A 24,131-nucleotide genomic window follows, 5' to 3' on the forward strand; every position below is an offset into this window, starting at 1 on the left:
CCCGTCTGCACTGCGACGTACCAGCCTTCTTCCATTCATTGCGCTTGATTGCGAACCGGCTTCGGCAAAAGCCCATCGGGCAATTGATCGAAGCGGTAGCGCCGCGGGCGGTTGCGGGTGACGAAGCCGCCGACCTGCCAGGTGAACAGCGCGGCAAAGCCGACCAGGAACAGCGCGCCCATCCAGTTCGCAGCCAGCAGCGCCATCACCAGCAATCCGGTCATTGCCACCGCAAGGCACGCCAGCAGCGCCAGCGCCGCGGTGTATGTCTTCGGCCCGAGGCCTCCGACGAGCCTGGCCGTGCTGCCCGCCGCCTGCATCCGACGATGCAGCTCGACGATGAAGTCGCGGTAGAGATGTCCCTGCGGTGCGACCAGCGTCGCGGTCTGCCAGGTGGTCGACAGGATCGCGATCCGCCCGCCCTTGGCGTTGTCGATGTCGGCGCGAAACCGCTGCTGCTGCATCGAGACCGGGCGGTAGGACAGTTTGACGGCGGAGATGTCGGCGTAATCCCACACGCCCGACCTGCCGGCGATCCGCCACGACAGCCCGTCGTCGGTCAGCTCGAACTGGTGCGCCGAGCCGATCAATGAGGCCTTGTAGGCATAGCGCACCGGCGCGCCCTCGCCTGCCTCCGGCCGGTCCTGCAACGTTGTTGGCAATCCGCCGTTCCACCTGTTCAGACACATCCGCGCGCTTGCATGGGATGTCACGGCTATCCTACAAGCGAGCCATGCCCGAGACGACCTATTTTCCGCGTTACCTCATCCTCGGCGGCGCGATGATATCCGGCGTGCTGCTGGCGCTTGCCGTGCACATGCTCGGCGCGCGCTACGGGCTCGATCTCGGCGGCCTGTGGCGCTCCGATAGCCACGAGTTCATGCCGGCAGGCGCGGCGATCGCCTGGTGGCTGATCGCGAGCGTCGGGTTTTCGGGCGGTTACTTCACCGCCAATCTGATGCACAGCGCGGTCGCCGGCCAGATCCCGCAGCGGATGCGGCAGTTCCTGATCGTCGTCGGCGTGCTGATGCTGGCCGGCGCCGGCCAGGCCGCGGCGGCGCCGAGCACGGTCTCGACCGTTTCCGCCGTGCTCGCCGGTCTCGCCGCGCTGTGCCTCGGCGCCGTGATGGCGTTTTGCGGCGCCTATTTTGCCCAGCGCAAGAGCTAGGCCACCGACCTTTCCGGTACCCAGCGCAGCATCTTGGCGACGTCTGCCGCCGGCCGCGGCGGGCTGAACAGATAGCCCTGCGCCTGCGTGCAGCCTTCCTGCCGCAGCAGGTCGAACTGGGTATCGGTCTCGACCCCCTCGGCGGTGGTGACGATGCCGAGACTCTTGCCGAGACCGGTGACGGCGCGCACGATCGCCATCGAGTCCTCGCGCGTCGCAAGGTCCGTCACGAACGAACGGTCGATCTTGATCTTGTCGAACGGGAAGCTGCGCAGATAGCTCAGCGAGGAATAGCCGGTGCCGAAATCGTCCAGCGAGATCCGGACGCCGAAACCACGCAGCTCGTGCAGCACCGCGAGCGTCGCCTCGCTGTTCTGCAGCAGCACCGATTCGGTAATCTCGAGCTCGAGCCGATCCGCCGACAGGCCCGACGCCTCCAGCGCCGCCCTCACCGACGGCACCAGAGTCGGGTTCTTGAACTGCACCGGAGACAGGTTGACGGCGACCGCGATGTCCGCAGGCCATCTCACCGCCTCGGCGCAAGCCTTGCGCAGCACGATCTCGCCCAGCGGCACGATCAGCCCGGTTTCTTCGGCGACCGGAATGAAATTGTTCGGTGCGATCAGCCCGCGCAGCGAATGATTCCAGCGCACCAGCGCCTCGAAGGCGACGACCCGATCGCCCACGACATCGCGGATCGGTTGATAATAGACCTCGAACTCGTCGCGCTGGAGCGCGAGCCGCAGGTCGCGCTCGAGCAGGCGGCGCGCCTGCGCACGCGCATCCATCCCGGTCTCGAAGAACCGATAGGTGCCGCGGCCGTCGGCCTTGGCGCGGTACAGCGCCAGATCGGCCTTTTGCAGCAGCTCGTCGGGATCCTTGCCGTCCTCGGGCGCGAGCGAGATGCCGATGCTGACGCCGATCACGAGCTGATGGCCCCCGATCTCATAGGGTGCGGCGATCCGCTCGACCACCGCACTTGCCAACGACGACACCACGGACGGCTCGCAGTTGCTGCAGAACTGCACGATGGCGAACTCGTCGCCGCCGAGCCGCGCCACGGTGTCGTGCTCGGTCACGCATTCGCCCAGCCGGCGCGCAACCTCGCGCAGCAGCGCGTCGCCGATCGGATGTCCGAGCGTGTCGTTGATCTCCTTGAAATGATCGAGATCGAGGCAGAGCACCGCCAGCTGGTCAGAGCGCTTGGCCAGTCTCGAAGCCTTCTCGAGCTGTTCACGGAACAGGGTCCGGTTCGGCAGATTGGTCAGCGCGTCATGCCGCGCCATGTGTGAAATCTGTTCCTGGGCCTGCTGCCATTCGGTGATGTCTTCGAAGGTCGCGACCCAGCCGCCGCCCTTCATCGGCTGATCGACGACACGAATCGCGCGCTCGTTGCGGCTGACGATCCGCGTCGCGCTGTGGCCGGCCTTTGCCTCGGCGAGGAGCGCGTTGCAGAATTCCTCGGGATCGCCGTCCCACTCGCCGATGGAATGGAGGTCCTGCAGAACATCGATCAAGAGGCGTCCTTGCAGCGGCACGCGATTGCGCCCCATGATCTCGCTGTAGCGCTCGTTGAACAGCATGATGCGGCCATCGGCATCGAACATGCACAGTCCCTGCGACATGTTCTCGAGCGCGGTATCCAGCACCACCTTCTGCCTGTGAAGCTCGGTCTTGGCGCGACGATCGAGGATGGATGCGATCAGCGAGAGGCCGAGGATCGCGAAAGCCGCAACCGCGGTCATGAAGGAGAGCACGCGCGGCGAGACCGAGAGTCCGTCGGGAACGATCGTCGGATCAGGGACCAGCGTCACCGCACCCATCCCGGTGAAATGATGCGAGACGATCGCAACCGTCAGAAGACCGGTCGCAGCCGCTGTGGTGCGAAGGCGTTCGCCGCGTGTGGCAACGACCAGCGCGAGCGCGCCAAACAGGCTTCCGAATACGATCGATGCGATGACGATGCCGGGTGCCCAGACGATGCGCGCGGGCAGTTCCAGCCCCAGCATGCCGGTGTAATGCATCGCCGCGACACCGACGCCGACGATCGCGCCACCGGCCGCGACCGTCTGCCAGCGTTCATCGAAGGTCGCAACGGCCAGGCCGACGGCCAGGATCGCAACCGCGAGCACGAGCGACAGCAGCGTGATCGGAATGTTGTATCCGGCCTCGATGCCGGGATCGTACGCCAGCACGGCGACGAAATGGGTGGCCCAGATGCCGCAACCGCCGACCGCCGCATCAAGACCGATCCAGATCTCGCGGGCTCGGCCCTCTGCGGCGCGAGCGCGGTGAAACAGGCTGATCGCGACGGCGCTGGCGAGCAGACAGATCACGCCACCGAGGACGACCAACCGCCAGTCATGTTCCAAGGTGAGACAGGTTAGAACGCGATACATATAGGCTCCCATTATGGACCCATAAAAGCCAGCGCATTCGTGTACGAACAGTAACGCACCGCAGCAAGGCTTCACGCATGGTGAAAAAGCCTTGAACGCACGCGATACAATCAGGAAAACGGCAATCCGCCGTGAATTCGTCTCAGCCGCGCAACCCGGGCACCAGTTCAGCCCCGGTCTCGACCTTGAGCGACGAGCCAGCGAAATCGTTTCCGATCGGCTGGCAAGCACCGCCGAGATGCTTGGCGAGGAATGCTTCGGTGACGCCATAGAAGGCAAGCCGATTCTCCGGCCGCACAAAGCCGTGCCCCTCGTCGGCAAATGTAATGTAGGTCACGGGCACGCCACGCTGCTTGAGCGCATTGACCATCTGCTCGGACTCGGCCGCCACAACCCTTACGTCACGCATGCCCTGCGCGATCAGGATCGGCTTCACGGCACGCTCGATGTGGGTCAGCGGCGAACGTTCGACCAGGAACGCGCGGCCGGTCTCGGTGCCGGGATCACCGAGCCGATTTTTCCAGACGCTGATCCACGGACCCCAATAGGGCGGGATCGTCGCCATGAAGGTGACGAGATTGGAGATGCCGAACAGGTCGACGATGCAGGCGAAGACGTCCGGCGTCTTGGTCGCGGCGACCAGCGCCGAATAGCCGCCATAGCTGCCGCCGAAGAAGCCGACGCGCTTCGGATCGGCGATGCCTTGCGCGATCGCCCAATCGACCGCATCGATCAGGTCGCCATGCATCTTGCCGCCCCATTCGTGATCGGCGGCGGTGATGAAGGCTTTGCCGAAGCCGGTCGAGCCGCGGTAGCTGACGGCAAGCACCGCATAGCCCCGGTTGGCGAGCCATTGATGGACCGGGCTGAACCCCCAGGTGTCGCGGTAATACGGCCCGCCATGGATCACCAGCACCAGCGGCACCACTCCGGCCGCGGCCTCGACCGGCCGGGTCAGGTAGCAGTTGAGGCGCAGGCCATCGCGCGAGGGGATCACGACCGGCTCCAGCCTGCGCAACGCGAGACCGTCGAGCGCACGGTGCTGGGTGTAGAGCTTGCGCACCTCGCGCGTCTTGCGGTCGAGCAGCGCGTATTCACCGCTCTCGGTGTCGCGTTCGAAATGGACCGTGCCGAGCCGGAGATCGTCGCTGTTGCTGACAAAGCTGATGTCGCCGGCGCCATAGCGGCTGAGATCGGCGAGGTCGTTGGCGACGCTTTTGATCGACGGCGTGCCAGCGCATCCGGTCTGTGATCGCCAGCGCCGCCAATGGCCGGCGATTCTCGTCGAAGACCGCGCGCACGATGTCGGCATCATCATCGGCGGCGAGCAGCGTGGTCTGGCGCGTCGCCATGTCGAGGGCGAACAACGCCGCCTTGTCGCGGCCGCGCGAGTCGATCAGGTACAGCGTCTTGCCATCGGCGCTGAAATCCAGCAGTTGGGTCGTATCGGTCTCGGCGATCAGCACCGTCATGAACGGCACCCAGCTGCCGTCCGGGCCGCGCTCGAACACCTCGGCGGAGCCGTCGGAGATCAGGCGCGACGCCAGGCGGAGCCGGAATGTGCTGTCGGTGATCAGGGCGATATAGTCGTGGTTCTCGTAGATGAGTTCGCTGGCGCCCGTCACGATGTTGACGCGGTACATGTCGAAGTAGCGCTTGTCGCGCTGGTTGTGCCGCAGCAGCATCTCCTCGGGAAATTTGCGATCGGACTCCTGCAGGAAGGCCTTGACGCCGGTCTCCGGCGTCAAAGGCACAATCTTCCCGTCGGTGATGTCGACGCTGGCGGCACGCCAGTTCTCGTCGCCGTCGCGCTCGCGGAAGAACACCACATGGCGGTTGGTATGCGCCCAGCGATAGCCGGCCGAGATGTTGCGATCGGTGACGCGGGTTACCGGCCGCGCCGCCTTGAGATCGGAGAGCGGGACGACCCAGAGGTCGTTCACACCGTCGAGCGGCGCGACATAGGACAGCTGCGTCCCGTCCGGGCTGAGGCGGACATTGATGTAATCGGGATTGTCGAAGAACACCCTGCGCGCGATCAGGCCGGGCGCCTCTCCGCAGGCCGGACCGATCAGGTTGGCAAATGGCAGCGAGGCGCCGAGCATCGCGGCGCGGCGCAGCAACAGACGACGGTCGATTGGCGCAGGCATCTGATCCGCCCCCTCGGCGACAGTCCCCGACCGCGCAAGGTTAGATGCCGCGCCGTGACCGCGCAACGACGGCCTCGCTCATTGCCGCGCTTGTGATGATGCGCCGATCCAGATCAGCGCGGCGGCGGCAAGCAGTACGCCGGCGGAGATCACGAGTGCCGCATGCAGGCCGGCGATGAAGGCCGCGGACCGGCCGACCATCGAGCCGAACAGCGCGACACCCAGCACGCTGCCGGTCTGCCGGGTGGCATTCAACACCCCGGCCGCGATCCCGGCATGCTGCGGCTCGGCACTGCCGAGCAGCGCCGATGTCAGCGGCGGCACCAGCAGGCCGAGGCCGCCGCTGATCGCCAGCAGTTGCAGGCAGATCGCGAGATAGCCGGTACCGGGACCGATGAACAGCAGCGCCAGGCATCCGGCGGCCGAGATCGCGGCGCCGAGCGCGATCGTTCCCGGCGCGCCGATCCGCTCCGCGACATGGGGCGCGATCAGGTTGGCGGGCAGCACGGCGCCGAGCATCGGCACGAATGCGAGGCCGGTGGCGAACGCCGACAGCCCGTTGACTTGCTGGAAGTAGAGGCTGAGCACGAAGATCAGCCCGTAGAACGCAACGTTCACCAGCAGGCCGACCAGCGAGGTCAGGGCAAACATCCTGTTGCCGAACAGCGAGAGCGGCAGCATCGGCTGCGCCGTGCGCGCCTCATGCCAGACGAACAGCACGGAGAAGACGGCCGCCAGAGCGAAGCCTGCGACGACGAACGGGCTATCCCAGCCGAGCGCGCCGCCCTCGATGAGCGCGCCGGCCAGCGTGCCGAGCGCGGCGATCGCCGCAATTTGTCCCGGCAGATCGAGCCAGTGCTGGTGATGGCGCGTGGTTTCTCCGGCAAAGCGCCAGGCGAGCCACAGCCCGGTCAGGCCGATCGGCAGATTGACCAGGAAGATCGCGCGCCAGCCGACCAGCGTGATCAGCCCGCCGCCGACAAACGGGCCGGCGGTCAGCGCAAGGCTCGCGCCCGCGGCCCAGACGCCGACCGCGCGTCCCCGCGCCTTTTCGTCCGCATAAGCGTAGCGGAGCAGCGCGAGCGAGTTCGGCACCAGGATGGCCGCGGCCAGCCCCTGCACGCAGCGCGCGGCGATCAGCGTCAAGGCGTCAGGCGCGACGGCGCACCCAACCGACGCCGCGGTAAAGATGGCAAAGCCGGCCATGAAAACGCGCTTGGCGCCGATCCGGTCGCCGAGCGCTCCCGCGGTCAGGATGAAGGCGGCAAAAGCGATGGTGTAGGCGCTGACCACCCATTGCAGCTCGGCAACGCCGCCGCCGAGCGAGCCGCCGATGGCGTTGAGCGCCGTGTTGACGATGGTGACGTCGAGCTGCACGACGCCGTAACCGAGGCTCATCGCGGCGAGCGTCAACGTCGCCGCAAGCCCGGTCGACGGCCGATGCGACGTCGCGCGCTGGTCCGGCACGCGCCGGAGCTTCAGGGATGTCTGTTGCATTGTCTTGACCTCGCTCTGCGCAACCAATGCGAGAGATAGGTCTTCGTTTCTCAATGATACTTCGCTGCGGATCGAAGTGTGGTATCGCCATGCCGGCCGGGGGCGCAACGTCGTTGCGCGGCGTTTTGCCTCAATAGACCTACGGACCGCCCCCCGGGCGCCTCATTCCGGCCCGAACGGCGGTCCACAGCCGGATCACGCAGATGCGCACATCGACTTCACGCTTTGGTAAACGCCGCAGCCGGCCCGGACGTCCCCCACGCTGATGCATATCGTCTATTCGCTCCGCTTCGACGGCCCCGCAGTGGCGGTGCGACGACGGCAAAATCGGCCAAAATACCGACGAAATCGCCAGGAACGGCTGAAGGACGACGGAACATGCAGTGGTGCCGTCGCGGACGACGACCTAGCTGCGACTCACATTCCGCAGCGCGAGAACATATGTAGCCAGTATGACAACAACGCTGGACGGGAGCCGAAGGTTGGCTTGTCAAGGGCTGCACAACGCATCGGTTTTGCCTTATGGGTCATCGCGTACGGTGCGTTTGCCCGTCACCCGTCGCCGTCCGTGACTGGGTCCCACTGAAATTGTCCCTGCCGGGAGGATGAATGCTTCGGCTGCTGACCACGCTTGGGCGTGGCTTCAAGGAAAAGATCGGCTGGAAACGGCTCGGGGTCGCTGCGAGCGTGCTCATCATCGCGTTCGCGGTCACGACGCTGGTCCACACCCTGAAGGGCGTCGACACCGGTATCATCCTCACCGCGCTGACCGACATCGCGCCGCACCGGATCGCGCTCGCGGCGCTCTGCGTGGTCGGGGCGTTCTGCACGCTGACCTTCTATGACTTCTTCGCGCTGCGTACGATCGGCAAGACCCACGTCCCCTACCGCATCGCAGCGCTGTCGAGCTTCACCAGCTACACGATCGGGCACAATATCGGCGCCACCGTCTTTACCGGCGGCGCGATCCGCTTCCGGATCTATTCCGACTACGGCCTCTCCGCGATCGACGTCGCCAAGATCTGCTTTCTCTCGGGCCTGACCTTCTGGCTCGGCAATCTGTTCGTGCTCGGCTTCGGCATGGCCTGGCACCCCGCGGCGGCATCGGCCATGGACCTGCTGCCGCCGGCGATGAACCGGCTGATCGCGCTCGGCTGCCTTGCCGGCATCGGTGCCTATTTCGTCTGGCTCCTGACCGGCGAGAAGCGCCGCGAGCTCGGCCAGAACGGCTGGAAGGTGGTGCTGCCCTCGGCCAAGCTGACGCTGCTGCAGATCATCATCGGCGTGGTCGATCTCGGCTTCTGCGCGTTCGCGATGTATCTCCTGATGCCGACCGAGCCGCATATCGACTTCGTCTCGCTGGCGGTGGTGTTCATCCTGGCGACGCTGCTCGGCTTTGCGAGCCACGCCCCCGGCTCGATCGGCGTGTTCGATGCTGCGATGCTGGTGGCGCTGCCGGAGTTCAGCAAGGAGCAATTGCTGGCGACGCTGGTCGTGTTCCGCATCCTCTATTTCCTGATCCCGTTCGGGATTTCGATCTCGATCATGGGCATGCGCGAGCTGTGGCTCAACGTGGTGCGGCCCTGGCAGGAACGAAAAAGACTCAGCCAAGCCTGCACGGCTTCGGCGACCGTGCGGCAACCGATCGAAAGCCGGCAGCAGCAGATCAGGCGGCTGAGGCGGTAACAGCGAACGTTATCGGCCCCAAGGTCCCCGGTTTCGATCCCGGATTTCGGTCGCTGCAGCCGCTTCTCTTATTTTCGCCGTACCACTCGCGTCAAACCGCGCCATGATTGGCTTTCTGGTTCGATTTTCGTTTCGCGTCACGGTCTGCAGCGTGCTGCTCGGCAGCGCGCTCGCGGCGGTATTGGCTTCAGCCGCCGACGCGCAGGATACCCAGCTCTCGATCTCCTGGGAGGTGCGCAACCGCTTCCGGCTGTTCCGAGAGGAACGCGACTTCCGTCTGCATGTCGAAAGCGGGCTCGGCCGCAGCGTGCTGGCCTCGGAACAGGCGCTGGAACTGCAAAGCGACGGCCGCGGCTGGGCGCGCAACACGGTCAACCGGCTCTGCATCGACCTGCAGGGCCGCGTCAGCGAGCCCTGCACCCGCGACAACGTCAAGGAAAGCTACCTGACGCCGATCGATCACCCGATCGTGGTGCGGCTCGCGGGTCCGGTTCCGGTCGGCGCGACCTGCGCCTGGTCGTTCGACGACGGCGACGGGCCGCAATCCTCGACATTCGATTGCGCCGAGCCGGTCAATCTGCGCGTCCGCTACGGCCGCACCACGGTCGCGACCGTCGATGTCGCCAGCGGCTCGGACGCCAACCAGCGCGTGACGACCCAGATCGCGGTGCGCGATTTGCTGGTCGCCGGCCTCGGCGACAGCATCGCATCCGGCGAGGGCAATCCCGATCGCGCGATTGCCCTCTCCGACGAGGGCTTCTGCTTCCGCTCCTATCTCGGCGGCGCGCAATACTACCGGCCGAGCCGCGCCGGCTTCAAAGGCGGCCGCGCCTGCGAAGCGCCCGACACCCTGACCAACTGGCAGCGCCAGAGCGCGCTGTGGCTCAACTCGGCCTGTCACCGTTCGCTGTACAGCTACCAGACCCGCACCGCGCTTGCGCTTGCCGTGCAATATCCGCACATCGCGGTGACCTATCTGCCGCTGGCCTGCACCGGCGCCACCATCGCCGACGGCCTGCTCGGCTCGCAGCAGGCGCGGGAATGTCTGCCGACGAAAACCGCCAACACCTGCTCGGGCACCGTCAACGGCCAGATCGCGGAGCTGCGCACGGCACTCGCCGCCGCCAAGCGCCGGCAGCCGGACCGCACGCTCGATCTCGTGCTGCTGTCGGTCGGCGCCAACGACATCTACTTCTCCGGCCTCGTCGCCAACGTGATCGTCGACACGCCGACCGAACGCGCGCTGTTCAGCCAGGGCGGCTCGATGGCCAGCGTCGACGATGCCCGCTCGGCACTGGCGCGCGACCTGCCGGCCGATTTCGCCAAGCTGCGCGATGCGCTGAAGCCGTTGGTCGGCGGCGACCTCTCGCACGTGGTCTACACGGCCTATGCCAATCCGGCACTGTCCAATGGCGGCGCGCCCTGCCCCGGAGGCCGCGCCGGCTTCGATATCCATCCCTCGTTCAACGCCGATCCGAAGCGGCTCGCGGCGGTCTCGAGCTTCGTGCAGAACGAGTTCCTGCCGCAGCTCAAGGCGATCGCGCAGTGCCAGTCCGGCATCATCTGCCGCAATCCGCAGGCCGACCGGATGACCTTCGTCGATGCGCATCAGGATGCGTTCGCAAGCCACGGCTTCTGCGCACGCGCGTCGACCGATCCGGAATTCGACCGCGACTGCTTCGCCGCCAACGGCGACAGCTTCATCTCCGACATCGTCGCCGCGGCCAACCAGCCGCTCAAATGCGGCCGCAGCGCCGGCGAATACCGCGCCTATCTGCCGCGGGCGCGCTGGATCCGCGACGCCAATGACAGCTATTTCGCGGCGATGACCTACCCGCAGGGCCTGCCGTCCTCGATGCAGCCAACCGACATCCACGATGCGACGTGGGGCATCCTGTCGGCGGTGTATGGCGGCGCGGTGCATCCGAGCGCCGAAGGTCATGCGGCGATGGCCGATGCGGCGGTGCCGGCAGCCGCCACCGTGCTTCAGTTGAACACCACGGTGCCCGAGGTGATTTCCGAGCCGGTCGCGCCATTGCCGACGGCACCGTTGCAACGCTGATCGCTGCACGCTCGCGACGCCCCACGCGTGCGGCCGCGAGCCAACGTGATCCCAATGAGGGGTCTAGAGCGTTTTCGAGTGAAGTGGACACCGGTTCGCGTGAAGTAAACGCGTCAAAACAAGAATCTAGAGCTTCGGTTCTGATTCAATCAGAACCGAAAATGCTCTAGTGCCGCTTCGTCGCGGGCAAAGGCGCCGGCGGCGGCGGGGGCTTCATCGCTGCGGCTTGCGCCGGCAGATATTTGGCGACGATTGCGGGATCGAGCTGCGCCATCGCCGTGTCCGGCAGCCGGGTCCAGACCTCGTCCTTGCCGAACAGCGAGATGCCGAGATAGCCGCGCATGGTCAGCGTCTGTCCATCGGCGCTCAGCGTCATCTTGGCCTTGTAGACCTTGCCGTTGCGCGGATCGAGCACGTTGCCGCCTTCATAGGCGAGCCCGTTGCGCTTCATGTCGCGGATCAGGGGAATGCCAAGCCACGGCATGTCCTTGCGATCGTCCGTGCATTTCGAGCAGACCGGATTGGGCGGATCGCCGGGCGCTGAGAACATCTTTGCGATCATGCCCTCGAACAGGCCGTTGCGCTCGATCACCAGGAACCAGCCTTCGGGCTTGCCGTCTTCGATCTTCTGCCAGAGTCCGGCCGCCGATAGCTCGGCCGCGGAAGCTGCAAGCGGAGCAGCTAGCGCAAAGGCCGAGGCGATCGCCAAGATCAGCCGAAGTCTGGATAGCGTGTTCCGCATCATCATCACCTGATCAATCGACAAACTCGATTACGAGCAGACTACGGCCATTTCGCGGAGTGTTCCAGTAGCCGCGCCGCACGGGCAATGGCCCATGCCCCTGGCATTGGTCGCTGCTGACGCCGAATCAGTTCACCCCAAGCTTCTTCTGCAAACTTGATGACGAGGTTGTGTACTGGAACACCAGCCGCTTGTCAGGATACACGTAGCGGTGCGCCTTCTGCGCCATCAACGCGCCCTCGTGGAAGCCGGAGAGAATGAGCTTCAGCTTGCCCGGATAGGTGTTGATGTCGCCGATCGCGAAGATGCCTGAAACGTTGGTCTCGAATGCTGCGGTGTCGACCGGCACCAGATTGTTCTCCAGCGCCACGCCCCAGTTCGCGACCGGACCGAGCTTCATGGTGAGCCCGAAGAACGGCAGCATCGTATCGCAGGCGATCGTCGACATCGCATTGTCGTTGCCCTTCAGCGCGGCGCCCGAGAGTTGACCGTTGGCGCCCTCAAGCCCGGTGACCTGGCCGATCTTCAGATCCATCTTGCCGTCGGCGACCAGCGAGCGCATCTGCTCGACGCTGTGCGGCGCCGCGCGGAAATCGTCGCGCCGATGCAGCAGCGTGATGCGCTTGGCGATCGGATGCAGATTGAGCGTCCAGTCGAGCGCGGAATCGCCGCCGCCGACGATCAGGATGTTCTTGTCGCGGAACTGCTCCATCTTGCGCACGGCATAGAACACCGATGTGCCTTCATAGGCCTCGATGCCCGGCACCGGCGGACGCTTCGGCTGGAACGAACCGCCGCCCGCGGAGATCACGACGACCTTGGCCTCGAACTCCTTGCCGGCATCGGTCTTCACGCGGAACAAGGGATCGCCGATCTTCTCGATGCTCTCCACCATCTCGTTGAGGTGGAAGGTCGCGCCGAACGGCTTGATCTGCTCCAGCAGCTGCTGGGTCAGGCCCTGGCCGGTGACAAAGGGAATCCCGGGAATGTCGTAGATCGGCTTCTCCGGATAGAGCTCGGCGCACTGCCCGCCGATCTTGTCGAGGATGTCGACCAGATGCACCTTCATGTCGAGCAGTCCCAGTTCGAACACGGCGAACAGTCCGCAGGGACCCGCGCCAATTATCAGCACATCGGTTTTGATCGCTTCGCTCATATCCGCTTCTTTTCAGTTGAGATCGACTGGACGGCTTTCGCCTGCCCAGCCAAGTATGGCCGGATTGGGACATGCATAATAGGGACAGCGGCTGGCGCGGCAACCCCTTGCCGAGCCTGCGCAACTCGGCTGTATGGGCGGGAAACCGACGGAGATCCCCCTCGTGAATGCCCCTGTCCGCGCCGACGATGCACCGCGCCTGGAAGACTTTCCCTATCGCCTGTCCGACAATGTGCGCTTTGCCGATCTCGACCCGAACGGCACGTCAACAACGCCGTCTATGCGAGCTATTTTGAGACCGGCCGCGTCACGCTGGTGAAGGACCTCAGCATGGGGCTGATGCCGGCCGGGCTTGGCTGGATCATGGTGCGGCTCGACATCCATTTCCGCGCCGAGCTGCACTGGCCGGGACAGATCGAGCTCGGGCTCGGTCTCGTCAAGTTCGGACGGACGTCGACCACTTTCGATCAGGTGGTATTTTCGGAAGGGAGATGCGTGGCGTCGGCGAAGGCGGTCACCGTGATGATCGATGAGGCCACGCGCAGACCGACGCCGCTGCCGGCGGAGGTCAAGCAGAACTTCCGCCGCTGGGTCCGTCGCGGTGTGAACCCGGACGGCGAATAAATCAGGTCAAGCCTGCCGCTCCGGCGTCGACACGACCAGTCCGTCGAGATCGTCGGTCACCTTGATCTGGCAGGACAACCGCGAATTCGGACGCACGTCGAAGCCGAAATCCAGCATGTCCTCTTCCATCGGCGACGGCGCGCCGACCTTCTCGCGCCACGCGTCATCGACATAGACATGGCAGGTCGCACAGGCGCAGGCGCCACCGCATTCGGCTTCAATGCCGGGAATGGCGTTGCGGATCGCACCTTCCATCACCGTCGCGCCGTTCTCGATATCAATGGAGCGTTTCTCTCCGGAATGGTCGATAAAGTGTATTTTGGCCATGATTGCTCGTGCTGCCGGAATGCGCCGGACGATGGTTGGAAAGGTCCCGGCAGTCGTATAACGGGTCGATCCGTACAGCGCTAGCGCGGAGACCGAAAACCTGCCGGCCGGCCGGGACGGCGCCCTACCCGTTGCCGCAAGCCGTGGAGATGCCCGAAGCCTAGGAGCGGCCCAGAATCAGCTCGATCGCCGTGCGCGCCTCGGCAATCGCGGCCCCGAGCGCGGCGAGCGGCTGGGCCGGGTCGGAACCGGCGGTGAGCGCGGTTTCCAGGTTGGCGGCCGCCTCGGCGACGCCGAAGGCGCCAATCGCACGCGCCGATCCTTTCAGGGTGTGGGCGTGGGTCGGAGCCTCGGGCGGCAGGACAGCCAGCTCACCAAGGATCCGGGCCGACTGGGTCGAGAACATCGCCAGCACTTCCCGCTCCAGCCCCGGCTCGCCCAGCGTCATCCGTCGAAGGTGATCGACGTCGATCGGCCCGTCGCCAGGCGCGAGCGGCGGCGATTGCGTCCATTCAACCCGTTCGAGATGAAGCGGCATGGCCTGTCCCTGTCGTCTCTGCCGGGCTTCACCGGCGGACCGTTCGCCCAGCCAATCACGAAACTGGTTAACGAATTGTTGTCGGGATGATCGGCAAAACCGCCCGATTCTGGACAATTTCCGGACACAATCGGCCCTCTCTGGCAGGAATTTCGAGTACCCATAAGGCCTTATGGCGCAAAGCTGTTAACGATGATTAAGAAAGTATTAATCGCAAGCATTTCATTCGCATCGCTCTCCCAATAGGATGTTTGCGGATGTAGCGGACAAGCCGCCGAGGGGGCGCTTGCGCTCCGCTTGTGGGCACCGGCTTCGAGCTTGCGTGGGGACGATCGCAGGCTCGCCGACGCGTAAAATAGTGAGAGGGCTCAGACTGAACATGGCGAACACTCCCAAGAAGGTCAAAGATCCCACCGAAGTCGCGCTTTCTGCCATCCAGGAAGCCCTCAACATCAGCGAGCAAGGCGCGGAGAGCCGCAGCCCCCTCAACGAAGGCGCCGCGCCGCCGAGCCTGCCGCCGTCAGCTCCGGATTTTTCAGCCGCATCGTTCGAGTCCCGCACGAATACCGATCGTTCGGTGTTCGAGCCGATCGAGGAACCGCGCGCGCCGCGCCGCGCCGCCAATGATGATCGCGAAACCATCGGCCAGATGCTGCAGACGCTGCAGGGAGGGCGCGCCCGCAACGCCTTCACGCTGTTCTTTGTCTGCTCCGGCGCCTGGCTGCTCGGCGGCGTGATCCTCACCATCGCGTTCTGGCCGGCCCTGCAGGCTTCGATGGCCCAGGGCACCGGCGTCTTGGTGCTCGCCGGCCTCGCCGCGCTGTTCGCCGTTCCGGTGCTGCTGTTCTATTATCTCGCCAGCCTCGCCTCGCACGGTCAGCGCATGCAGATGATCGCGCAATCGATGGCGCAGGTCGCAATGCGATTCTCAGAGCCGGAAAACGCCGCCGCCGATTCCATGGTGACGGTCGGCCAGGCGATCCGCCGCGAGGTCGCGGCGATGGGCGACGGCGTCGAACGCGCGATCGCGCGCGCCGGCGAACTCGAGACCCTGGTTGCCAACGAGGTGGCGGCGCTGGAGCGCGCCTATTCCGACAATGAAGTGCGCATCCGCGCGCTGCTGCAGGACATCGCCCACCAGCGCGACAATCTGGTCGGCCAGGCCGAGCAGGTGCGCAGCGCGATCTCCGGCGTGCAGATCGACCTGCGCCATGACATCGCGCTGATCTCGGACGCGATTGCCTCGCGCGTCGACGAGGTCGCCAAGAGCATCACCGGCGCGCTGGAAGAGCGCGGCCAGCACATCACGACCGCGCTGAGCCATGCCGGCGACAACATGATCCTCGCGCTCGGCGAGCGCGGCGGCGACCTGCTCGACCGCCTCGAGGAAGCCAGCGCCGAGACCACGCGCGCGGTGATGGACGCCTCCGAGCGGCTCACCACCAGCCTCAACTTCAAGACCGGCCACGTCCATGACGAGTTCGTCGATCTGGCCGATCGCGTCCACGAAATGCTGAACGAGCGCATCGACCGCATCACCGGCGAGTTCGAGCAGCGTTCGTCTGCGATCGTCGACGGCATCTCCGACCGCACCGAAGAAGTCCACGACTCCCTGAAGAACTCCGCGGACTCGTTGCTGCTCGAGCTCGAACTGCGCAGCAACGACCTGGTCAGCAAGATCGACGACGCCGGCGACCGCCTCGCCGGCCAGATCATGACGTCCGGCGACAGGGCGAGCGAGGCGCTCGACGTCACCGTCAATTCGCTGGTCGCCAAGGTGGTGGGCCAGACCGAGACCGCGCACGACTCACTGTCGCTGCAGATGAGCGCGTTCGACGACCTGGTGAAGAACCACGGCAGCGAGCTCGCCGAGAAATTCGCCCGCGACTCCGGCACGCTCGGCGCGCTGATCACCCGCCACATCTCGGAATTCGACCGCACCGTGAAGACGTTCGGCGGCGACATCGTCGAGCGCATGGGCCAGCGGACCCAGGACATCGCCGACAGCCTGAAGACCTATGTCGACACCTTCGACCATCGCGTCACCACGAATAGCGGCGAGATCACCGCTTCGCTCGACCAGCGCCTGCTGCAATTCGAGACCACGCTCGGCAGCCGCGTCACCAACCTCGACGCCTCGCTGACCGACAAGCTGTCGTCGTTCGACAGTTCGCTCGCCACCAAGATCGGCTCGTTCGACGGCCGCCTGCAGTCGCTGGATGACGCGATCGACGGTCGCATGCGGACGCTCGAAGTCACCTTCGAGAGCCGCGCCAAGTCGGTCACCGACACCATCGACGGCCATCTCGGCACGCTCGCGACCCAGCTGACCGAAGGCGCCACCCAGGCGATCCACTCGATCGACTCGCGCCTCGGCCTGCTGACCACGACCCTGACCGAGGGCACCGTGCAGGCGATCGCCGCGGTCGACCATCGCATCAACGGCGTCACCGAGACCATCGACGGCCACAGCAACCGCCTGGTCGACACCATCAACGGCCACAGCACCCGCCTCGCCGATACCATCAACGGTCACAACACCCGCCTCGTCGAGACCATCAGTGGCCATAGCTCGAACCTGACCGACACCATCTCGGCGCGCTTCGCCGACATCCAGCAGGGCATCGAGAGCCGCGTCGGCGTCATCGCCGGTGACATCGACACCCGCGTCGCGCAGTTCGAGGACCTTTTGGGCTCGCGCGTCGAGGCCGTCGCCGGCCGCATCGAGAGCAGCGGCCGCCAGGCGAGCGAGGAGCTGATGTCCCGCGCCGAAATGTTGTCGTCGAGCATCAAGTCCCATGTAGAGGACGCCGAGCGCTCGCTGACCAACCTCGTGGTCAACACCAGCGAAACCATCCAGACCGGCGCGCGCACCGCGCAGCAGGCGCTGCTCACCGTGTCCGCGGATGTCGGCAACCAGCTCAAGCAGAGCTCCGCCGAGATCGAGAGCGTGCTGACCGCGGTCGGCACCAGCGCCGCCAACTCGATCCTCACCAGTGCCCGCGACGCCCAGGTGTCGCTGGTCTCCGCATCCGGCGACGTCGCCTCGCAGATCAAGGCGCTGTCGGAGGACGTCGAGCGCACGCTGCAGGCGGCCGGCAGCGCCACCGCAGCCTCGGTGCTGTCGGGTGCCCGCGACGCTCAGACCACGCTGGTCTCGGCCTCGATCGAAGCCGCAAGCCAGGTCAAGTCGCTGGCCGCCGACGTCGAGCAATCGCTGTCGATGTCCGGCTCAGCCGCCGCCGAAGCGATCATGACCGGTGCCCGCGAGGCCCAGACCACGCTGATCGCGACGTCGGCCGACGTCACGGGTCAGGTGAAGTCGCTCGCCAGCGACGTCGAGCGCTCACTCTCGATGGCCGGCTCCGCCACCGCGGAAGCCGTCGTCGCCTCTGCCCGCGAGGCCCAGAGCACGCTGGCCGGCGCGTCGACCGAAGCCACCAACCTGGTCCGCACGCTCGCGGCCGACATGCAGCACTCACTCTCGACCGCCGGCACCGCGACCGCGGAAGCCGTCGTCGCCTCCGCCCGCGAGGCGCAGAACACGCTGGCCGGCGCGTCGACCGACGCCACCAATCTGGTCCGCACGCTGTCGGCCGACATCGAGCGCTCGCTGTCGATGGCAGGCTCCGCCACCGCGGAAGCCGTCGTCGCCGCCGCGCGCGAGGCGCAGAGCACGCTGGCCGGCGCATCCACCGAGGCCACCGATCTGGTCCGCACGCTGGCGGCCGACATGGAGCGCTCGCTCTCGATGGCCGGCTCCGCCACCGCGGAATCGATCACGGCCGGTGCGCGTGAAGCCCAGAGCATGCTGGTCGATGCATCGACCGAGTCTGCGACAAAGGTGACGGCGCTTGCCGCCGATATCCAGCGCGCGCTGTCGATGGCCGGTTCCGGCACCGTCGAGGTGCTGACGGCCGGCGCCCGCGAGGCGCAGAACACCCTCGTCACCGCGTCGACCGAAGCAGCCAACCACGTCAAGTCGCTGGCAGCCGATGTCGAGCGCACCCTGACGTCGGTCGGCACCAACACCGCCCAGACGATCCTCGGCAGCGCCCGCGATGCCCAGAACTCGTTCGTGGCAACGTCCAACGAGGCCGCAACCCAGATCCGCGCGATCTCGGTCGAGATCGAGCGCTCGCTGACCACGACCAGCGCCGAGACCGCGCAGACCATCCTGGGCAGCGCCCGCGAGGCCCAGAGCTCGTTTGCGGCGACCTCCGCCGACGCGGCCGCCCAGATCCGCACGCTCTCGACCGATATCGAGCGCGCGCTGGGTTCGGTCACGGCCAAGACCACCGACAACATCCAGACCTCTGCGCAGAACGCACAGGCCGCGCTGATCAACATGTCCAACGAGGTCACGACCAAGGTCAAGACGACCTCCGCCGACATCGAACGTTCGGTGCTGTCCGCTTCCAGCGCATTCGGCTCGGCGATGACCGGCAAGACCGACGAGATCGTCACCTATGTGCAGCAGCAGACCGAGCGGCTGTCGCAGATGGTCGACGGCCGCCGCGGCTCGCTGGTCGAGGCGCTGACCGCCAAGACCACGCAGTTGTCGAACGACATGGATCGCGCCACCGCAGACGCGCTGAAGGCGATCGAAACCCGCGGCCTCGCCTTCTCGCAGTCGATGGCGGCGCACGGCGGCGATGTCGCGCGCAACATCACCTCGGCCGGCGATCAGGCGACCGGTGCGGTGGCGAAGTCGCTCAAGGAGCTCGAGCAGGCCTCGCGCGCGGCGATCGACCAGTCGCGCCAGGTCTCGATCTCGGCCGTCACGGAAATGCAGGAGACCAGCAAGATCCTGCGCACCGATACAGTGGCGCTGTTCGAGCGGCTGCGCGAGGGCAACATCCTGCTGCAGGAAGTGTTGACCGGCGCCCACGACAACCTCAACTCGCTGGAGCGCGCGCTGGTGACCCGCGTCGCCGACTTCGTGTCCGCCATGAACGACGTCACCTCGCGCAACGGCGTGGCGACCCAGACGCTGGAAGACCAGCTCACGGTGTTCAACAGCAAGACCGGCAAGGCGCTGGAAGATCTCGGCGCGCTGTCGAGCCAGTTCGAGACCCATGGCAAGGCGCTGATCGAGGCGGCTGCCGTGGTCGAACAGGCCAACCGTTCGACGACGGCCTCCGTCAGCGAGCGCAAGTCGGCGCTGGAATCGCTGGTCACGACCATCGACCTGCGCACCACCGATCTCGACCAGCGGCTGTCGCGCTTCACCGGTCTGCTCGATGAATCGCTCGGCGCGGCCGAGGAGCGCGCCCGCGACATCGCGCGCGTGGTGGCGGAGACCGCCGGCGCCGGTTCGGCTGCGATCAGCAGGCAGTTCGAGGCGGTGCGCCAAGCGGCCGAGAACGAGCGCCAGCAGACCGTCGACGCGATGAACGAGCTCTACCAGCAGAGCAACGCCGAGACCGATGCGATGTTCAAGGAATCGACGGAGAAGTTCTCCGCGATGGTCACGGCGATGAAGCAGATGGCGAGCGAGATGCACAGCGAGCTCGAGGCCACCCGCAACGAACTGCGCCGCGGCGTGCTGGAAATGCCGCAGGAGGCCGCCGAAAACACCGCGCAGATGCGCAAGGTGATCGTCGACCAGATCGAGGCCCTGGCCGAGCTGAACCGCATCGTCGCCCATCACGGCCGCGGGCTCGACGTGGTCTCGTCCAACCGCGCCAGCGTCCGCCACGAGGAGCCGGTGATGGCTGCCGCCGGCGGCCGCGGCGACGTGCGCATGCGGGACGACGCGCGCATGCGAGATAACGGCAACAGCGCCTCGACGCTGCCGCCGCCGGATCTCGGCATGGCGACCTCGCGCCGCACCGAGGCTCCGTCGGTCAGCCCGGCTGGCCCCAACAACGGCGATGGCTGGCTGTCCGACCTGCTCAACCGCAGCGACGCGCCGCCGCCGGCCCCGCAGGGCCGCGACGCCCAGCAGCGCCCGCGTCCGCAGCAGCAGCCGGCCGCCAATCCGCTGGAATCGCTGTCGCTCGACATCGGCCGGCTGATGGACCGCACGCTCGCGGCCGAGATGTGGGATCGCTACCAGCGCGGCGAGAACAAGGCGTTCTCCAAGCGCCTCTACACGCCGGCCGGCCAGAAGGCCTTCGATGAGGTGGCCCGCAAGTACCGCGCCGACCGCGGCTTCAAGCAGACGGTCGACCGCTACATCGCGGAGTTCGAGCGCCTGCTCGACGAAGTCGCCCGCGAAGGCCGCGGCCAGCAGGAGCTGAGCAGCCATCTGACCTCGGAGACCGGGCTGGTCTACACCCTGCTCGCCCACGCCGCAGGACGACTCGGGTAAGCGTTCGAACCATCGCAGTACAAGAGACGGAGGCAGCAATGCCTCCGTTTTGCTTTTGACCGCCGCAAGACTAAAATCGCGGGAGAACGGGCTGGGAGGCTTCAGATGTTGCTCGCACGCTGGCGCCGCATCGTCGCGCTGACGATGCTCGGGACAATTGGGGTGTCCGCGGTTGCGACGGCGGACCCGATCCAGCCGTCCAAAATCCGGACCATCAGGATAAAGGAAGAAAGCCAACCTGCGGCCGGTGCGCGCGTCATTCGAACGACGCCTGTCAGCCCGGCACCCGATGCGAGCCACGATGCGACCGGCCGCGCATGGCCGGCAACACAGGGCCTCGTCAATGCGGCATCCGATCCCCACCCTATTCGCAGCTTGAGGATCCGCTCGGAGCAGACGTATCCGGACGACCGCTATCGCCGCTTCGTTCCTGAAGCAGCCGAGCCATCTCAGGCAGCGCCCCAATAGGACTGCGACGATCGTCGGAACGAACGGAGGGCGCGCAGCCTATTGCTGCCGGCGCCGCGGCCCGGCCGGTGCTGCGGCCGGAGCCGGCGCGGGCTCCGGTGCGGCATTGTTGCTGCCGCCGAAGATCACCCGGCTCGGGTTGCGGTCGAAATTGTTCACGGCGCGGCTGATGTCGGACAGCGTGCGGCGGCCGTCGTTGATCAGGAGATTGGACCGCTTGTCGACGTTGTCGGCGAGCTCGCGGATCGACTTCACCATCAGGTTCAGCTCGCTGCCATTGTTGCCGCCCGCGATCGCATTGAGGCCCAGCATCAGATTGTCGGCCTTGCCCATCACGCCGTCGACCTTGAGCATGACGTTGTCGATCTTTTCGGAATTGCGCGCCAGCGCCTGGGTGAAGACCTCGAGATTCTTCAGCGAATTCTTCACCGACTGCTGATTGTCGGCGACGATGCGGTTGACGTTCTGCAGGGTGGCGCGGATCGCCTCGGTGACGTCCTGCAGCGCGTTCGGGTCGGCGGTCAGAACGGGGATGCCGTCCTCATCCAGCGGCACCGGCGGGGCGGCCTCCTCGCCGCCCTTCAGCGAGATCGCGGCGACGCCGGTCAGGCCCTGGAACTCGAGGCCGACCAGGGTGTCCTTGCGGAGCGGTGCGTTGTTCTCGATCATCGCCAGCGCGACCACGCGCCGTGGATTGTCGAGCTTGACCGAGACCACTTCCCCTATCCGAATACCGTTAAAATTGACATTGCCGCCATTGCGCAGGCCCGACGCCGGCCCCTCGAAGATCACCCGCAGGGGGCTGCGCTGCTTGGTGGTGTGCAGGCTCTGGAACCACAGCACGAAGCCGAACGCCGCAGCGATTACCGCCAGCGTGAAAGCCCCGATCAAGACGTAGTTCGCCCGCGTTTCCATCAATTGCTCGCGTTCATCACTCTTGGGCGCTCGCGCAGTCGGCCTGCGTTCGAGCCCTTCGAGTTCCCTGTTGGCGCATGATCTCGTCCGAAAACCGGTCTTTTCGTTTCGGGATCATGGGCTAGGCCACAACGGCACGGGCGCGCTTGCCGTTGAAATATTGCTGCAACCACGGATGTTGCGATGCCTTCATGTCGGCGATCGATCCTGCAGCAATGATCTTACCGTTCCCTAAAACGGCGATACGGTCGCACGCGGTGTATAGACTGTCGAGATCGTGGGTTACCATGAAAACGGTCAGCCCCAAAGTGCGCTGCAGGGTGCGCACCAGCTCGTCGAAATCGCCGGCGCCGATCGGATCGAGGCCCGACGTCGGCTCGTCGAGAAACACGAGCTCGGGATCGAGCGCGAGTGCGCGCGCCAGCGCGACGCGCTTGATCATGCCGCCGGACAGTTCCGACGGATAGCGATCGGCGACCTCGGGCTTCAGCCCGACCATCACCAGCTTCGCGACCATTATCTCGTCGAGCAGCCGCTGCGAGACCCGCAGATATTCGCGCGCCGGAAACTGGATGTTCTGGCGCACCGTGAGTGAGGAGAACAGCGCGCCCTGCTGGAACAGGATGCCCCAGCGCCGCTCGACGGCGCGGCGCTGCGCCGAGCTCGCGGCATCGAGATCGACGCCGAACACTTCGATGCGGCCGGAGACCTTCGGCACCAGGCCGATGATGGTGCGCGTCAGCACCGACTTGCCGGCCCCTGAAGGGCCGACGAAGCCGAGGATCTCGCCGCGCTTGACGTCGAGGTCGAGGCCGTCGAGCACACGCGTGTTGCCGAATTGAACCGTGATGTCGCGGACCCGGATGATGGCGTCGATGTCCTGCTCTGCCATGATCACATCCCGATCGAGGCGAAGAAGATCGCGAACACGCCGTCCATCACGATCACGAAGAAGATCCCTTTCACCACCGACGCGGTGGTGTGCTGTCCGAGCGACTCCGCCGAACCCTGTACCGCCAGCCCCTCGACGCAGGCGACGATGCCGATCACCGCCGCCATGACCGGCGCCTTGACCATGCCGACGATGAAATGGTCGATCGATATGGCATCACGAAGGCGGAGCAGGAAGGCCTCCGGATCGACGCCGCCATAGAGCCAGGCCACCAGGCCGCCGCCATAGAGCGCGGCCATCGCGCCGAGAAAGGCCAGGATCGGAAGGGCCAGCACCAGCGCCAGCATGCGCGGCAGGATCAAGACCTCGATCGGATCGAAGCCCATGGTGCGCAGCGCGTCGATCTCCTCGCGCATCTTCATCGAACCGAGCTCGGCGGTATAGGCCGAGCCGGAGCGGCCCGCGACCATGATTGCGACCAGCAGCACGCCGATCTCGCGCAGCACCAGCACGCCCAGCATGTCGACCACGAAGATGTCGGCGCCGAACCTGCGGAAATGGAAGATGCCCTGCTGCGAGATGATGCAGCCGATCAGGAAGGTGATCAGCACCACGATCGGCACCGCACGCCAGCACACCTGCTCGAGGTGATGCACCGTCGAGGTCAGGCGGAAGCTGCGCGGATGGATCAGCACCTTGCCGACGGCGGCCAGCACCGCGCCGAGCATGTCGACAAGGCCGATGATCGTGCCGCCGACCCCGGCCACGGTGCGGCCGATCTGCTCGAGCATGCCCGTGATCGACAGCCGGTCGCTGACGACCCTCGGCGCAGGACCCACGCGACGCACCTCGTCGACCAAGCTGGAATAATTGGCAGAGAGGCCCGCGATCTCCGCTTCGGCGCTGGCGTCGCTGAGGCTGCGGCGCAGCCGCTCGATCAGCCACGCGCCGAACGTGTCGAGGCTCGCGACCTGCGACACGTCAATGAAGATGTGAGGACGGCTGCCGCGCAGTTTCTCGGCGTCGGAGACGATCCGCTCGAGCGCGGGCGCAAAGCGGGCTGTCCAGTTGCCCGCCGCACACAACGCCAGTCCTTCGCCTTGGGCTATCCGCTCCAGTGTCGGGTCGCCGCTCACCTTTTGCCTACCCCTCAAGCCGGCTGGCCGTTGATCTCCGGCGGCTTGCCGGATC

At 66.0% G+C, this 24,131-nt stretch carries 17 protein-coding genes and 1 pseudogene; 6 read left to right on the top strand and 12 right to left on the bottom strand.

Going from position 1 to position 24,131, the window contains the following annotated elements:
- Positions 1–35: 35 nt before the first annotated feature.
- A complete protein-coding gene (locus tag HU230_RS20030; RefSeq protein ID WP_176534944.1) occupies positions 36–650 on the bottom strand; it encodes a hypothetical protein in 615 nt (204 codons plus the stop codon).
- 83 nt (positions 651–733) lie between these two features.
- Between HU230_RS20030 and HU230_RS20035 the strand changes: the two genes are divergently transcribed.
- Entirely contained in the window at positions 734–1,168 is a 435-nt protein-coding gene (locus tag HU230_RS20035) for a hypothetical protein (protein WP_176530199.1), read from the top strand.
- Here HU230_RS20035 and HU230_RS20040 read toward each other — a convergent pair.
- The 4 genes from HU230_RS20040 to HU230_RS20055 all read right to left on the bottom strand — a co-directional run bounded on the left by HU230_RS20040 (position 1,165) and on the right by HU230_RS20055 (position 7,214).
- Positions 1,165–3,567, bottom strand: coding sequence for an EAL domain-containing protein (locus tag HU230_RS20040; RefSeq protein ID WP_176530198.1), 2,403 nt, complete (start codon positions 3,565–3,567; stop codon positions 1,165–1,167). The genes HU230_RS20035 and HU230_RS20040 overlap by 4 nt on opposite strands.
- Positions 3,568–3,709: 142 nt before the next feature.
- Positions 3,710–4,630: an alpha/beta hydrolase family protein gene (locus tag HU230_RS20045; RefSeq protein WP_224944186.1), complete on the bottom strand. Its 921-nt coding sequence runs from the start codon at positions 4,628–4,630 to the stop codon at positions 3,710–3,712.
- 31 nt (positions 4,631–4,661) lie between these two features.
- Positions 4,662–5,717, bottom strand: coding sequence for a TolB family protein (locus HU230_RS20050; RefSeq protein ID WP_224943390.1), 1,056 nt, complete (start codon positions 5,715–5,717; stop codon positions 4,662–4,664).
- Between the two features lie 78 nt (positions 5,718–5,795).
- Positions 5,796–7,214: an MFS transporter gene (locus HU230_RS20055; protein ID WP_176530196.1), complete on the bottom strand. Its 1,419-nt coding sequence runs from the start codon at positions 7,212–7,214 to the stop codon at positions 5,796–5,798.
- Between the two features lie 609 nt (positions 7,215–7,823).
- On the opposite strand from HU230_RS20055, the gene HU230_RS20060 reads away from it, so the two are divergent.
- Together HU230_RS20060 and HU230_RS20065 are read left to right on the top strand one after the other, a co-directional pair.
- Positions 7,824–8,900, top strand: coding sequence for a lysylphosphatidylglycerol synthase transmembrane domain-containing protein (locus tag HU230_RS20060; protein WP_176530195.1), 1,077 nt, complete (start codon positions 7,824–7,826; stop codon positions 8,898–8,900).
- 103 nt (positions 8,901–9,003) lie between these two features.
- The gene (locus HU230_RS20065) at positions 9,004–10,962 is read left to right on the top strand and encodes an SGNH/GDSL hydrolase family protein (RefSeq protein ID WP_176530194.1); all 1,959 of its coding nucleotides are present in this window, start codon (positions 9,004–9,006) and stop codon (positions 10,960–10,962) included.
- Between the two features lie 166 nt (positions 10,963–11,128).
- Here the strand turns inward: HU230_RS20065 and HU230_RS20070 are convergent, their stop codons facing one another.
- Both HU230_RS20070 and HU230_RS20075 read right to left on the bottom strand, forming a co-directional pair.
- Entirely contained in the window at positions 11,129–11,704 is a 576-nt protein-coding gene (locus HU230_RS20070) for a DUF2147 domain-containing protein (RefSeq protein WP_176530193.1), read from the bottom strand.
- Positions 11,705–11,831: 127 nt separating this feature from the next.
- Positions 11,832–12,860, bottom strand: a complete 1,029-nt coding sequence (locus HU230_RS20075; protein ID WP_176530192.1) for an NAD(P)/FAD-dependent oxidoreductase — start codon at positions 12,858–12,860, stop codon at positions 11,832–11,834.
- 163 nt (positions 12,861–13,023) lie between these two features.
- Between HU230_RS20075 and HU230_RS20080 the strand changes: the two are divergent.
- A pseudogene (locus tag HU230_RS20080) lies at positions 13,024–13,484 on the top strand (acyl-CoA thioesterase).
- Positions 13,485–13,490: 6 nt separating this feature from the next.
- On the opposite strand, the gene HU230_RS20085 reads toward HU230_RS20080, so the two are convergent.
- Positions 13,491–13,811 (bottom strand): 2Fe-2S iron-sulfur cluster-binding protein, encoded by a 321-nt coding sequence (locus HU230_RS20085; protein WP_092115454.1) that lies wholly within the window; start codon positions 13,809–13,811, stop codon positions 13,491–13,493.
- Positions 13,812–13,971: 160 nt separating this feature from the next.
- Positions 13,972–14,349 carry an Hpt domain-containing protein gene (locus tag HU230_RS20090; RefSeq protein ID WP_176530191.1) on the bottom strand — a complete coding sequence of 126 codons (378 nt, stop codon included), beginning with the start codon at positions 14,347–14,349 and terminating at the stop codon, positions 13,972–13,974.
- A 379-nt stretch (positions 14,350–14,728) separates the two neighbouring features.
- Between HU230_RS20090 and HU230_RS20095 the strand changes: the two genes are divergently transcribed.
- A complete protein-coding gene (locus HU230_RS20095; RefSeq protein ID WP_176530190.1) occupies positions 14,729–20,665 on the top strand; it encodes an apolipoprotein A-IV repeat region-like domain-containing protein in 5,937 nt (1,978 codons plus the stop codon).
- Between the two features lie 105 nt (positions 20,666–20,770).
- Complete coding sequence (locus tag HU230_RS20100) at positions 20,771–21,133, top strand: hypothetical protein (RefSeq protein ID WP_176530189.1); 363 nt, start codon at positions 20,771–20,773, stop codon at positions 21,131–21,133.
- A gap of 39 nt (positions 21,134–21,172) precedes the next feature.
- On the opposite strand, the gene HU230_RS20105 is transcribed toward HU230_RS20100, so the two are convergent.
- From HU230_RS20105 to HU230_RS20115, 3 genes are all read right to left on the bottom strand, one after another.
- A complete protein-coding gene (locus HU230_RS20105) occupies positions 21,173–22,048 on the bottom strand; it encodes an MlaD family protein (protein ID WP_176530188.1) in 876 nt (291 codons plus the stop codon).
- A gap of 121 nt (positions 22,049–22,169) precedes the next feature.
- Positions 22,170–22,940, bottom strand: a complete 771-nt coding sequence (locus HU230_RS20110; protein WP_173637607.1) for an ABC transporter ATP-binding protein — start codon at positions 22,938–22,940, stop codon at positions 22,170–22,172.
- Between the two features lie 2 nt (positions 22,941–22,942).
- Entirely contained in the window at positions 22,943–24,076 is a 1,134-nt protein-coding gene (locus tag HU230_RS20115) for an MlaE family ABC transporter permease (protein WP_176530187.1), read from the bottom strand.
- Positions 24,077–24,131: the final 55 nt, after the last annotated feature.

Origin of the sequence: Bradyrhizobium quebecense (assembly GCF_013373795.3) — a bacterium.
Lineage (GTDB): Bacteria > Pseudomonadota > Alphaproteobacteria > Rhizobiales > Xanthobacteraceae > Bradyrhizobium > Bradyrhizobium quebecense.

What these genes read in the sequence shown, in the direction of transcription:
- HU230_RS20105 (WP_176530188.1), bottom strand. Translation starts at nt 22,048, where the DNA reads ATGGAAACGCGGGCGAACTACGTCTTGATCGGGGCTTTCACGCTGGCG.
- HU230_RS20050 (WP_224943390.1), bottom strand. Translation starts at nt 5,717, where the DNA reads ATGCCTGCGCCAATCGACCGTCGTCTGTTGCTGCGCCGCGCCGCGATG.
- HU230_RS20110 (WP_173637607.1), bottom strand. Translation starts at nt 22,940, where the DNA reads ATGGCAGAGCAGGACATCGACGCCATCATCCGGGTCCGCGACATCACG.
- HU230_RS20070 (WP_176530193.1), bottom strand. Translation starts at nt 11,704, where the DNA reads ATGCGGAACACGCTATCCAGACTTCGGCTGATCTTGGCGATCGCCTCG.
- HU230_RS20060 (WP_176530195.1), top strand. Translation starts at nt 7,824, where the DNA reads ATGCTTCGGCTGCTGACCACGCTTGGGCGTGGCTTCAAGGAAAAGATC.
- HU230_RS20065 (WP_176530194.1), top strand. Translation starts at nt 9,004, where the DNA reads ATGATTGGCTTTCTGGTTCGATTTTCGTTTCGCGTCACGGTCTGCAGC.
- HU230_RS20055 (WP_176530196.1), bottom strand. Translation starts at nt 7,214, where the DNA reads ATGCAACAGACATCCCTGAAGCTCCGGCGCGTGCCGGACCAGCGCGCG.
- HU230_RS20085 (WP_092115454.1), bottom strand. Translation starts at nt 13,811, where the DNA reads ATGGCCAAAATACACTTTATCGACCATTCCGGAGAGAAACGCTCCATT.
- HU230_RS20075 (WP_176530192.1), bottom strand. Translation starts at nt 12,860, where the DNA reads ATGAGCGAAGCGATCAAAACCGATGTGCTGATAATTGGCGCGGGTCCC.
- HU230_RS20095 (WP_176530190.1), top strand. Translation starts at nt 14,729, where the DNA reads ATGGCGAACACTCCCAAGAAGGTCAAAGATCCCACCGAAGTCGCGCTT.
- HU230_RS20040 (WP_176530198.1), bottom strand. Translation starts at nt 3,567, where the DNA reads ATGTATCGCGTTCTAACCTGTCTCACCTTGGAACATGACTGGCGGTTG.
- HU230_RS20035 (WP_176530199.1), top strand. Translation starts at nt 734, where the DNA reads ATGCCCGAGACGACCTATTTTCCGCGTTACCTCATCCTCGGCGGCGCG.
- HU230_RS20090 (WP_176530191.1), bottom strand. Translation starts at nt 14,349, where the DNA reads ATGCCGCTTCATCTCGAACGGGTTGAATGGACGCAATCGCCGCCGCTC.
- HU230_RS20100 (WP_176530189.1), top strand. Translation starts at nt 20,771, where the DNA reads ATGTTGCTCGCACGCTGGCGCCGCATCGTCGCGCTGACGATGCTCGGG.